Source organism: Corallococcus terminator, assembly GCF_003611635.1.
Lineage (GTDB): Bacteria > Myxococcota > Myxococcia > Myxococcales > Myxococcaceae > Corallococcus > Corallococcus terminator.
Genome location: NZ_RAVZ01000316.1, coordinates 1 through 11,310 on the forward strand (window position 1 = coordinate 1; position 11,310 = coordinate 11,310).

General features: G+C 69.5%; 10 protein-coding genes. 3 read left to right on the top strand and 7 right to left on the bottom strand.

From position 1 onward, the window contains the following. The first annotated feature begins 444 nt into the window (after positions 1 to 444). Positions 445 to 2,700, top strand: coding sequence for a M4 family metallopeptidase (locus tag D7V88_RS32730; RefSeq protein WP_120544549.1), 2,256 nt, complete (start codon positions 445 to 447; stop codon positions 2,698 to 2,700). 116 nt (positions 2,701 to 2,816) lie between these two features. Here D7V88_RS32730 and D7V88_RS32735 read toward each other — a convergent pair whose 3' ends face one another. From D7V88_RS32735 to D7V88_RS32745, 3 genes are all read right to left on the bottom strand, one after another. Continuing rightward, positions 2,817 to 4,106 carry a DUF418 domain-containing protein gene (locus D7V88_RS32735; RefSeq protein WP_120544550.1) on the bottom strand — a complete coding sequence of 430 codons (1,290 nt, stop codon included), beginning with the start codon at positions 4,104 to 4,106 and terminating at the stop codon, positions 2,817 to 2,819. 94 nt (positions 4,107 to 4,200) lie between these two features. Further along, the gene (locus D7V88_RS32740; RefSeq protein ID WP_120544551.1) at positions 4,201 to 5,031 is read right to left on the bottom strand and encodes a metallophosphoesterase family protein; all 831 of its coding nucleotides are present in this window, start codon (positions 5,029 to 5,031) and stop codon (positions 4,201 to 4,203) included. A gap of 64 nt (positions 5,032 to 5,095) precedes the next feature. Next, a complete protein-coding gene (locus D7V88_RS32745) occupies positions 5,096 to 5,458 on the bottom strand; it encodes a response regulator (RefSeq protein WP_158625206.1) in 363 nt (120 codons plus the stop codon). A gap of 130 nt (positions 5,459 to 5,588) precedes the next feature. On the opposite strand from D7V88_RS32745, the gene D7V88_RS32750 reads away from it, so the two are divergent. After that, on the top strand, positions 5,589 to 5,954 hold the full coding sequence (locus D7V88_RS32750) for a helix-turn-helix transcriptional regulator (protein WP_120544552.1): 366 nt from the start codon (positions 5,589 to 5,591) through the stop codon (positions 5,952 to 5,954). A 24-nt stretch (positions 5,955 to 5,978) separates the two neighbouring features. Here the strand turns inward: D7V88_RS32750 and D7V88_RS32755 are convergent, their stop codons facing one another. Both D7V88_RS32755 and D7V88_RS32760 read right to left on the bottom strand, forming a co-directional pair. After that, positions 5,979 to 7,190, bottom strand: a complete 1,212-nt coding sequence (locus D7V88_RS32755; RefSeq protein ID WP_120544553.1) for a DUF790 family protein — start codon at positions 7,188 to 7,190, stop codon at positions 5,979 to 5,981. A 60-nt stretch (positions 7,191 to 7,250) separates the two neighbouring features. Beyond that, complete coding sequence (locus D7V88_RS32760; protein ID WP_120544554.1) at positions 7,251 to 8,657, bottom strand: DEAD/DEAH box helicase family protein; 1,407 nt, start codon at positions 8,655 to 8,657, stop codon at positions 7,251 to 7,253. A 290-nt stretch (positions 8,658 to 8,947) separates the two neighbouring features. Between D7V88_RS32760 and D7V88_RS32765 the strand changes: the two genes are divergently transcribed. Further along, positions 8,948 to 9,358: a response regulator gene (locus D7V88_RS32765; protein ID WP_120544557.1), complete on the top strand. Its 411-nt coding sequence runs from the start codon at positions 8,948 to 8,950 to the stop codon at positions 9,356 to 9,358. Between the two features lie 17 nt (positions 9,359 to 9,375). Here the strand turns inward: D7V88_RS32765 and D7V88_RS32770 are convergent, their stop codons facing one another. Next, a complete protein-coding gene (locus D7V88_RS32770; protein WP_120544555.1) occupies positions 9,376 to 9,978 on the bottom strand; it encodes an outer membrane beta-barrel protein in 603 nt (200 codons plus the stop codon). Then, positions 9,975 to 11,096: an IPT/TIG domain-containing protein gene (locus tag D7V88_RS32775; protein ID WP_158625207.1), complete on the bottom strand. Its 1,122-nt coding sequence runs from the start codon at positions 11,094 to 11,096 to the stop codon at positions 9,975 to 9,977. The genes D7V88_RS32770 and D7V88_RS32775 overlap by 4 nt, the downstream gene beginning before the upstream one ends. Positions 11,097 to 11,310: the final 214 nt, after the last annotated feature.

Sequence of the window (11,310 nt, forward strand, 5' to 3'; positions counted from 1 at the left end):
GGGCGGCACGGGGGAAGGGGGCTGCTTCTTCACGGGAATCCCTTCGGCACCCGTCGCGCGGCCTCACGCCGGCGCAGGTGCCTGTCCTCCCATGTAATCCACCGCGCACCCCGGTACTGCCCCATTCCCTGGCCTTGGGATGATCAGCGGTAATGTAGGACCCACCCGGGTCGGGAATAAATGAGACGGCAAATTCTCCCCGGCGTTCACTTAATGCACGCATCTACCGACAGATGCTTCAAACCCGAAGGTTCTGGCTAGTCAGGTTCGAAGCATTGCTCGTTTTCCCCCGGTTGGCGTGGGTTCCTCCGTATTTTCAAGCAGTTGCGAGAACTCTCAATTCTTGAGAAGTGGCGTATACGTAAAATTCTCGCCTGTACTTGAAATGCGCGCCTCTCTTGTGACACTGTCGTTTCTAATCTTTCCACTTAGCAGGAGGATTACATGTACGAGAAGCGAGTACGCGGCGCCCTGGGTGCCGCAGCCCTGTCCCTGATGGTTGGCGCCTGCACCGAAGGCGCTCCTGCCGCGAACACGGAGGATTCCAACCTCCAGAAGGCTTCCGCCAATCTGTCGGCCGGTCAGCACGTGGTTGCTGCCGACGCGGACGCGGTCCCCACCTTCGTCACCGGTTCCTTTGGTTCCGTCCCCGCGCCGTCGGCCATCCAGGGCATCGCTGCTCCCCAGCAGCTGGCCCCGGTCATCTCCGGCATCGCCCCGCTGTTCCGCCTGGACCCGAACGACCTGTTCCTGAAGAAGGCCTATGTCGGCTTCGACGGTGACACGCACTTCCGTTACGGCGTGACCCACAACGGCATCCTGGTGCGCGACGCGGAAGTGCGTCTGCACGCCCGCAACGGCAGCGTGTTCGCGGTGAACACGAACGCCCGTGGCGACCTGAAGGGCGAGGCGAAGGCCACCATCGCCGCCGAGGCGGCCATCGCCGCGGCGACGGGCGACCGCAGCGCTCCTGAGCGCGCGTCCAGCGAAGGCCAGCCGGAGCTCGTGTACCACCGCTCGGGCAACGAGCTGGTCCTGACGTACGAAGTTCGCGTCAAGGGCGAGCTGAAGGACACGACGCCGGTCGACAACACGGTGCTGGTGAACGCGAAGACGGGCGAAGTGTTCGAGATCCGCCCGAACATCCACTCCGCGCTCAACCGCGAAGTGCGTGACCTGGAGCACCGCACGTCGCTGCCCACGGCCGTCCGTGCGCGCTTCGAGGGTGACCCGGCCCACGCCGACGCCGTGGTGAACAACAACTACGGCCACCTCGGGACCGTCTACAACTGCTACAGCGAGCTGTTCGGCCGCGATTCGTACGACAACGCCGGCAAGGTGCTGAAGAGCTACGTGCACTACAGCAACAACTACGTCAACGCCTACTGGGACGGCACCCAGATGGTGTACGGCGATGGCGACGGCGTGAACGCCTCCAACCTGGCGAACTCGCTGGACGTGACGGCGCACGAGCTGACGCACGCGGTGACCTCGGCCGAGTCCAACCTCACCTACTCCGGTGAGTCCGGTGGCCTCAACGAGTCCTTCTCCGACATCTTCGGAGCGGTGTGCGAGTGGTACGGCAAGGGCAAGGTCATCGACGCGAACACCTGGATCGTCGGCGACGACGTCTGGACGCCCAGCATCCCGGGTGACGGCCTGCGCTACATGGACGAGCCCACGAAGGACGGGGACTCGCTCGACTACTACCCGGACTACTCCTCCGGCGTGGACGTGCACTACAGCTCGGGTATCTCCAATCTGGCGTTCTACCTGATGTCCCAGGGTGGCACGCACCCGCGCGCCAAGACGACCCAGGTCGTCGCCGGCGTCGGTCTGGAGAAGGCCGCCAAGGTCATCTACAAGATCAACACGGACATCCTGATCGCGTCCTCCAACTTCGAAGCGGCGAAGACCGCGTCGGAGCAGGCCGCGACCCAGCTCGGCTTCACCGCGGCGGAAGTCGCCTCGGTGGGCAACGCCTGGAAGGCCGTCGGCGTCGGCGTGCCGGTTCCTCCCCCGGTCACCACCCCGATTGAGAAGGGCACGACCGTTACGCCCATCAACGGCTCGTCGGGCAGCAAGCAGTACTACTCCATCACGATCCCCGAGGGCGCCACGGACGTGACGTTCACGATGGCCGGTGGCACGGGTGACGCGGACCTCTACGTCCGTCGCGCCAACGCCCCCACGGACTCGCTGTACGACTGCCGTCCGTACAAGTCCGGCAACGCGGAGACCTGCACCTTCGCGACCTCCGGCACGGAAGCCATCTGGTACGTGATGATCAAGGGCTTCACCACCTACTCGGGCACGTCGCTCACGGTCACCTGGAAGGGTGGCTTCGAGAAGATCGGCAACGAGTACGTCGTCGAGAACCTCTCGGGCGTGGAAGGCTCCAGCCGCACCTACATCATCGACATGCCCGAGTACAAGCTGGACTCCGGCATCAACACGCTGTCCATCGCGCTGGGTGAGGGCGAGGGCAACGCGGACGTCTACGTGCAGTTCGGCGCGGCCCCCACGTTCACCTCCTACATCGCCCGCGGTGTGAAGGAGAGCGCGACGGAAGGCATCGTGCTGCGCAACCGTCCTGCCGGTCGCTACTACATCACGATCGTCGGCGTGCCGAGCCTGGTGGACACCACCGTGAACGGCTACATCAAGACGACGTTCGGCGCGTCCTACAAGACCCTGTAGTTCGCACGGAAGGGGGTGCGGCTTGATGCCGCGCCCCTCTCCTCCAGACCCCGGTTCCCGCTTTCCTCGGCGGGACCCGGGGTTCTTTTTTGTCCTGCGTCTTCCTCTTGCTGGAGTCAGTGCGCCGTGCGCGCCGGACTCGCGGAGGCAAGCCGCATGGGCTGGGCGCGGCCGTAGGTGAGCGAACGCCACACCCACTCCGCCGGACCGAAGCGGAAGCGCGAAAGCCACAGATGCGCGAGGACGACCTGCACCGAGAAGACGCCCAGCGACAGCAGCACGCTGCGCGACATGGGCAGGTGCCCGACGAACCCCAGGCCCCAGCCGTCGTACAGCCACACGCTCACCAGCGATTGCATCAGGTACAGCGACAGCGCCATGCGGCCCGCGGGTGCGAGCACGCCCAGCACCTTCTTCCCGCGCTCCTTCTGGAAGAGCAGCGCGAAGGCCGCCGCGTAGCCCAGGCCCATGAACAGGTAGCCCACTTCCCGGAGGGTGCGCATGCCCACCATCCACGGCCGAGGGCTGACCGGCATGGGCGTGCCCCGGTTCCTCAGGTTGAGCACCAGCGCCAGGGTGGCCACGCAGATGCCCACCCCCAGTCCCCAGAAGAGGATCCGGCGGAGCAGCTTCCGGTTGCGCTCCACATCCTCCAGCAGCCGCTTGCGTCCGGCCCACAGGCCCACGAGGAAGCGGCCCAGGATGATGCACATCCACAGCGGGCGGCCGGGGGTGGCCAGGTTCTGCCAGGCGAACTTCGCGTTGGCCTGCTGGGACGTCAGCACCGAATCGCTGGACAGGCCCGTGAGCAGCGCGGTGCGGTGCGCCGCGTCCTCGTCCCGGGTCACCTTCGCGGCGCGGGCCGCCTCCTCCTGTCCGTGCAGGAGCTCCGGGCCGTAGCGCTGCGCGAAGGAGATGAGGAGCGGCAGCACGACGAAGAGCACCGCCACCCAGGTGAGCACCGTCCGGTCCGAGCGCTGGCGGAACAAGAGCAGCACGAAGCCCACCAGCGCGTAGGTGGAGAGGATGTCGCCCACCCACAGCGCGAACATGTGGGTGAGGCCGATGAGCAGCAGCACCCCCAGCCGCCGCCGGTACACCGGCACGATGGACGCGCCCCGGGCCTCCGCGCGCGACATCTGCAGCGAGAAGCCCAGCCCGAAGAGGAACGAGAAGAGGGTGACGAACTTCTGGTCGATGAAGAAGGCGTAGAGCGCGCTGACCACCGTCTCCAGCACCGGTGCGTTCAGCGCCTGCGCCTGTTCGCGCGGCAGGAGCGCACGGCCGCTGAACCAGGTGACGCTGTTGGAGATGAAGACGCCCAACAGCGCGAAGCCGCGCAGGGCGTCCAGCAGGTGCACGCGCTCGGAGACGTCGATGGGGCCAGCGGAGGAGGGTTCGGGCATGGCGTGAACTACACGCCCGCCTCCTCGACACCGTCAAACGTACGCAAGGGCCTGCTCTAAGGACGCGCGCGGCTTGCCGCGGTGCTTCCCTGCGTCAGGCGGATTTCTCCGGGCCGGGCAGAACCTCGCGCAGGCAGCGCTCCAGGCCACCGCGGTGGCGCCACTGCTGGGGGTAGCCCAGGGACACCTCTTCGAAGCGCACGCCGTCGCGCCACAGGGTGGCCGGCATGTGCAGGTGTCCCGTCACCACCACCTCCGCGCGGTAGCGGGTGTGCCAGTCCTCGGTGAGGCGCGTGCCGCACCAGATGGAGAAGCGCGGGATGCGCGGCAGCCGCACGTGCTCATACCGGAGCGGGTAGTGGTTGATGAGGATGGTGGAGGCGCCCTCTGGCAGCCGCTCCAGGCGCGCGCGCGTGCGCTCCACGCGGGCGTGACACCAGGCCTGACGGGTGGGGTAGGGCTCCGGGTGCAGCAGCACCTCGTCCGTGCACATCAGGTCGTCCTCCCACGCCCACTCCAGCGCCTTCTCCACCGGCACGGTGTCCGGGCGGAAGGTGTAGTCGTAGCCCAGGAACATGGGGACGAGGACGCGGTGGGGACCGTCGCCGGGCCAGCGCGGGTAGGGGTCCTCCGGCGTGAGCGCGCCGTAGCGGTGGCACAGGTCCACCATGCGCAGGTAGCGGGCTTCACCGCGCAGGGGCGGCTGCTCCGAAGGCATGGTCCACAGCTCGTGGTTGCCCGGCACCCAGACGACCTGACGGAAGCGCGCGGTGAGCGTGCGCAGCATCAGGTCCATGTCCGCGAGCGTTTCGCCCACGTCGCCGCCGACGATGAGCCAGTCGTCCGGACGTGGCGCGAGCGCGGCCAGGGCCTGGTGGTTTTCGGAGTGACGCAGGTGCAGGTCGCTGATGGCGTAGAGCTTCATGGCGCGCAGGCCGGTACCTTAACGCGCATGCCCCCGCGCGGCACGGGAACGCGGGGGCGCGGCTTCAGCCCAGGGAGGCGAGCAGCTCCAGCACCTGCTGCGGCGGGGCGGCGCGGTCCATCCAGGTGATGCCCCGGCCCTCCAACGCGGGCGTGGGCGGATGCGAGCTGTGCAGCGCGCAGGCGGTATCCGGGAGGCGCTCGCGCACGCCTTCGAGCAGACACAGCCCGTCGCCATCCGGCAGTCCGTAGCCGCTCACCACCACGGACGGCTTCGCTTCGCGCATGAGCCGCACCGCTTCGCGCACGTCCTGGGCGAAGCGCTTGAGGCCCGGCAGATCCCTCACCAACCGCCGCAGGGCCGCGAGCGCGCGCGGATCCGCGTCGACGAAGAGGAAGCTGGGGACGGAAGGGGAGTGCGTGCGCATGAAGGCCACCAGGTGGTGAAGACAGGCGTAACGCAAGAGGTTGTGTCGCGACAAGCCTACCCCGGAAGTTCTTGGAAGCCAACCTCTCAAGTCATATCGACATGGGCGAACCCGGTAGGTTAACGACCCCATGGAAAAGACCCTCGCATCCCGGCTCGGAGGTGCGGCCCGCGTCGCCCGCACCCGCCTGAACCTGACCCAGGCGGACGTGGCGGAGCGCATCGGCATCGCGAGTGAAGTCTATGGGCGGCTGGAGCGTGGCCACATGCTGCCCAGCATCCAGACCTTCCGGCGGTTGTGCGTGGTGCTGTCCATTTCCGCGGACGAAGCACTGGGCCTCAAGCCGTCGCAGGACGTGAAGTGGGCCGCGGAGCCACCGTCCGACTACGGCGAGTCCGCGGAGCTGCGCCGGCTGTTGCGCCGCGCGAAGCAACTGGACCGGGGCTCCATCCGGATCCTCAGCGTGCTGGCCGCGCAGTTCAAACCCCGGGGCTGAGGCCGTCCTGTCGCGTGGCGCCCTTCAGGAGGGCGCCGCGTCGTCCCAGCGCGACAGCCGCTCGCGCAGCTTCCGGACGGAGGGAAAGCCGTTGAAGAGCACCACCTGCGGGTGCTCCTCCAGCACCTGCCGCTCCGCCGCTTCCTTCGCCAGCGCCCGGTCCACGCCCAGCAGCAGTCCCGCGTCCGGGCGCGCGCGCAGCTCCGCCAGCCGCCGTGACAGCGGTCCCGCGTGCCACGGGTGGAACAGCTCCAGCGCCACCTCGTGCCCGTTCTTCCGGTGGCGGAAGGTGAGGTCGGGCACGCACAGGCCCGCGGCGCCGGTGTGGCGGGGCCGGGGCGTGAGGTCCAGCTCCCAGGCCGCGTCCTCGAAGCCTTCCGACAGCGCGGCGACCTCCGGAGGCACGTGGCCCAGCGCGGCCGGGAGGGGCGACACCAGCGGGTCCTCGTGGCTCAACTGGAGCGTGGACTTCTTGCGCGCGTCCTCCAGCACGGCGGACAGCTCCCAGCGCTCCAGGATGGGCACCACCGAGAGGAAGCTCGCGAGTTGCAGGCCGTACTTCTTCTGGAGCGACAGCATGGCGCCGGGGCCTTCCACCTCCAGCGACCAGTCCTCGCCGTCGCGCCGCACCTCCGCCACCAGCCGGCAGAACTTCAGCCAGCGCAGCAGCTTGCGCACGCGCAAGAGCTCCGGTGCCCGCGCGCGCAGGGTGAGGCGCCGGGCGTTGAGCAGCGGTCCCTGCGCGAGCGCGAGGTTGTAGCGGTCCAACAGGCCCTGCGGCGTGAGGGCGTCCCCGTCCCAGCCGAGCAGCTTCCGGTTGCCGGGCAGGTCCGTGTACAGCGCCTCACGGGTGTCCGCGAGCGGCGCGTCCAGGGCTTGGGAGAGGAGGGCTTCGTAGGCCTCCAGCGTGGTGTCGGGAGACAGGGTCCGCAGCACCTTCGCGCCCACGAGCAGCGTGCGCCAGCGCGCTTCCTGCGCGCCTTCGCCGGCCTCGTCGAAGAGGAGCCGGTCCATCAGCAGCTTCACCAGGCCCCGCGCCACCTTGGGGCGGCTGAACGCACCTGCCTTGAGGGCGAAGGCCTCCTCCACGTCGTCGCGGGCCTGACCCCGGAACGACTCCGCGTCCGCGAGTAGCTCCTTGGCGAGCGCCTGGAGGGACGGGTCATGCGTCTTGACGAAGGACGGGCGCAGGATGCCTTCGCGTACGCGGGAGGCGAGCAGTTCACGCGTCAGCATCGAGGACCTCCACGACAGGACGAGCGCGGGGTGCCTTCGCGCACGTGGGAGGCGAGGCGTTCACGCATCCGCATCCGGAGGACCCTCCTGGTAGGCGCGGTGCTGACGGCGGCGCTCGCTGATGCCGCTCTCGGCGGTCTGCGCGGAGCAGACCTCGTACAGGATGGCGCGCTTGTCGGGGCGCTTTCGCAGGATGCGGCCCAGGCGCTGCACGTGTTCGCGCACGCTGCCGCTGCCGCTGAGCACCACGCCCACGCGCGCCTCGGGCACGTCCACGCCTTCGTTGAGCACGCGCGAGGTGAGCAGCACCGGCAGCTCCGCGCTCGCGAACGCGGCCAGCAGCGCCTTGCGCTCCGGCAGCGGCGTGTGGTGCGTGAGCGCGGGCAGGAGCAGCCTCCGGGCCAGCGTGTAGACCGTCTCGTTGTCGTCGGTGAAGACGATGACGCGGTCCTCGCGGTGCTCCACGAGGATGCGCCAGAGCGCGTCCAGCTTGCCGCTGGAGGTGAGCGCGATGCGGCGCTGCTCCCGGTAGCCCCGGTAGGCCGCGCGGCCCTCATCGCTGCGCTGGCTCTGCGCGAGGAAGCGCGCCCAGCCCTCCGGTGACGCCAGCGGCACGCCCAACCTGCGCACGAAGGTGAGGTACCTGCCGCGCGCTTCGTCGTAGCGCGTCTTCTCGTCGGGCGTCAGCGGCACCTCGACGCGGCGGACTTCATAGGGCGCCAGGTACTGGCCCTGGAGCTCCTCGATGCCGGTGCGGTGCACCAGCGGGCCCATCAGCTCCTCGCACACGCGCTCGCCACCGTCGGCGCGCGCGAGCGTCGCGGTGAGGCCCAGGCGGTAGGGGGCGAGCGTGCCTTCGGCGATGAAGCGGTAGCTGGGCGCGGGCAGGTGGTGGCACTCGTCGCAGATGAGCAGGCCGAAGCGGTTGCCGGTGAACTCCATCTGCATCGCGGCGGAGTCGTACGTCGTCACCGTGAGCGCCTGCCGGTCGTTGACCCCGCCGCCCACCATGCCCACCGGGCCGGGGAAGTACTTCGCCAGCACGCCCTGCCACTGCGCCATCAGGTCCAACGTGGGCACCACCACCAGCGTGGGCCGCTTCACCCACGCGATGGCCAGCACCGCGAGCAGCGTCTTGCCCGCGCCGGTGGGCAATTCCACCAGCCCCCGGCCTCCCGCGCGCGTCCACGCGTCCAGCGCCGCGCGCTGATGCGGAAACGGTTCGATGGGGATGCTGAGGGGCAGCTCCACCGGCTCGAAGCGCTTCGCCCGGTCCTCGTACGGCAGCCCGCATTCGCGCAGGCGCATGACGACGTCGCGGTAGTGGCGCGCGGGGGCGCGGAAGACGCCCGTGCGCGCGTCCTTCTGGAAGAGCTCCAGCAGGCGCGCGTCCTCGGGCAGCGTCGGGGCCACCAGCGTGCCGCTGTCGTAGTGCAGCTCGATGAGGGGGGCGGGAAGGGGCTCGATGACGGGCTCGTGCGCGGGTGCGGGAACCTACGTGGCAGGGAACATCCGCGGGAAGGGAAGTAGCGGGTGGGACGGTGCGGCGCCACTGTGGCCAACTTGTCCGGAAGAAGCCACGGGCGCGGACGATTGACTGCCTGGAGGCACGGCGTGCCTTCGGGGCGCGGGTCGGGTTGCTTTGGAGGGCCCCGGGGCGTTACCTGCACCATGCTCATGCCCGGGACTTCCCCTGTCGCTGCTCGCCGCGCCCCGCTCGCCGGGGGGCTCCACGCGTCCTTCCTCGCGTGGACCTCCTGATGCGGGTCCTCGTCGTCAGCCCGCATCTGGCGTCGCGCACACTCCTGAGACGCTTCCTGGACGCGGAGCCGGACGTGGAGGTGACCGCCACGGGAGAGCCGGACGACGCCTTCGCCTCCATCGCGGAGAACAAGCCGGCCCTGGTGGTGGTGGACCTGCGCCGCCCGGACGAGGACCACCCGTTGTTCCTGGGCCTGCTGCGCAAGCGCCACCCGTCGCTGCCGGTCATCTCGCTGGTGCCCGGTCGGCTGCGCATCTTCGACGGTCGTTCCGAGCGCCTGCGGGAAGCGCATGGCGACACCGCGGAGGCGCTGCACCACCTGATGGGCTCGCTGCTCCAGGCCGTGCGCGACCTGCTGGCCCAGCACATGCTGCGCCTGTTGCGTCCGCCCGTGGGCCGGGCCTGACGCGCGTCCGTGGCTGACTACAGCCGGAGGCGGTAGCCCACCGCCGCCAGCACGCCGCCGGTGTTCACGTCGCCGGTGGTGAGGAAGTTCACGGGGGCGAAGTGGTAGTGCGCTTCCAGGAACGCGCCCCCGGGACCCAGCGGAAGCTCCGCGCCCGCGAGTGCCTGGAAGCCAAACCCGCCGCCGCTCTCCGACGCGGTGCTGTCGTACACCTCCACCGTCGCGCGGTGCAGGTACAGGCCCGGGCCCGCGCCCACGTAGGGCGTGAGCGGCCCCAGCCCTCGGGGAAAGCGGAGCACGGCGGAAAGCTGGATGGCGACCTCGCGCGCGGCGAGCGTGTACGGGCGCTCCACGGGCTGGCCCAGGTTGTCCAACTGAGGCCCGCGCAGCGTCCCCGTCGTGGAGGGCCGGTGGTAGTTCACCTCCAGCACCACCGCGAGCCGCCGCTGGAGCAGGGGCGTGAGGTAGCCCACCTCGCCGGCCAGATAGAGGTCTCCGTCGAGCGACGTGGTGGTCTTGATGAAGCCCACCTTGGGCGCGAGGAAGAGGGGGCTTTCCTTGTGCTTGGGGGACGGCGCGGCGGCCAGCGCCGCGAACGCGAGCAGGGCGAGGGCGTTCATGGGGTGGGGGCGTCGTTGAGGAGGGAGGCGGAGACGGTGAAGCCCGCGGACTCGGGCACCACGCCCACCGCGCCGCTGGGGTCCGCGATGATGAGCGCGTACGGGCCGCCGGGCACGATGCCGCCGGGGCACTGGGGCGAAGTTACGGGCAGCGGATCAAACCCGGCGCACGTGGGCACGGTGGCGGTGAGCTGGGAGCCGGACACGAACGTCACTTCGCGCAGGGGGATGTTCACGCGCTGGCTGGGGTCCGCCTTCACGGGGGCGACCAGGTACACGTCCTGGATGCCGTAGGAGAACGGGCGCTCGTCACCGGAGCGGGCGTTGTTGTCCAGGGTGATGGACGTGTCGTTGCTGGCGGGACCGCTCCGGGGCGACAGGGTGAGCAGGCCCAGCTTCGGATAGGTGACGGTGAGCGCCTGGGGCCGGGTGACGGAGCAGCCCTCGGGGTTGGTGAGGACGAGGTCGTAGGTGCCTTCGGGCGTCGTGGGAGGGACCTCGGCTTCGATGCGCGTGTCGGAGACGACGGTGAGGGTGAAGAGCGTCGTGTCCTCTTCGCCCGCGCGGTGCAGGGTGATGAGGGGCAGCGCGTCCGAGCGGAAGCCGCTGCCTTCGATGACGAGCGGACTGCCACCCCCGTAGAAGAAGCCCTGGGGCGCGGTGATGCTCTGGAGCGTGGGCGCGGGCACGACGCGCAGGCCGTCCTCGAGGGTGGCGGTCCCGCCCAGGGGGTTCGTCACGGCGACGGTATAGGTGCCGGGCGCGAGCTGGCTCGACGGGGTGCTGTCGCGGGTGGGCAGGTCCATCCGCATGAGTTCGGCGCGCGCGAAGAAGAGGTGGTCGGCGGGGAGCGTGTAGTCGCTCGGGCCGCTCAGGGTGACCCGAGGTAGCTCCACGGTGGGCGTGTCGGTGAGCGCGTCGCGGGGCAGGGGGTTGAAGCCCGTGCCCACGATTTCCAGGGGCCATCCGCGCGCGCCGCCCCCGGCGTTGCAGACGCGAGCGGGGGTGACGAGCCGCTCCAGCGGATTGATGAGGCCTTCGAGCTTCGGGGTGGGGCCTTCGGTCGTTTCGGAGCAGGCGACCAGGCTGAGCAGTGCGGCGGCGACCGGAAGGCGCACGGGTTCCTCCATCATCCCGTCAACAAGGCTGTCACACGTTAGGCCGGGGCCCTGGAGGGTCAGGAGTTTTTTCCGGCTCCGCGCTCACAGCGCCCCTCGTCCTGGAGGGCATTGGGGCTCAAGTGCTTGAAGTTCCAGGGGAATAACCCGGAGAGGGGCGTCGGCACGGCGAATGCTAAGGCTCCAGGCAGCAGGGACGGGCAGCACGGTGGGG

Bases quoted from the DNA above. Each gene is read 5' to 3' on its own strand.
- D7V88_RS32740 (WP_120544551.1), bottom strand. From the start codon at position 5,031: ATGAAGCTCTACGCCATCAGCGACCTGCACCTGCGTCACTCCGAAAAC.
- D7V88_RS32745 (WP_158625206.1), bottom strand. From the start codon at position 5,458: ATGCGCACGCACTCCCCTTCCGTCCCCAGCTTCCTCTTCGTCGACGCG.
- D7V88_RS32750 (WP_120544552.1), top strand. From the start codon at position 5,589: ATGGAAAAGACCCTCGCATCCCGGCTCGGAGGTGCGGCCCGCGTCGCC.
- D7V88_RS32770 (WP_120544555.1), bottom strand. From the start codon at position 9,978: ATGAACGCCCTCGCCCTGCTCGCGTTCGCGGCGCTGGCCGCCGCGCCG.
- D7V88_RS32755 (WP_120544553.1), bottom strand. From the start codon at position 7,190: ATGCTGACGCGTGAACTGCTCGCCTCCCGCGTACGCGAAGGCATCCTG.
- D7V88_RS32735 (WP_120544550.1), bottom strand. From the start codon at position 4,106: ATGCCCGAACCCTCCTCCGCTGGCCCCATCGACGTCTCCGAGCGCGTG.
- D7V88_RS32730 (WP_120544549.1), top strand. From the start codon at position 445: ATGTACGAGAAGCGAGTACGCGGCGCCCTGGGTGCCGCAGCCCTGTCC.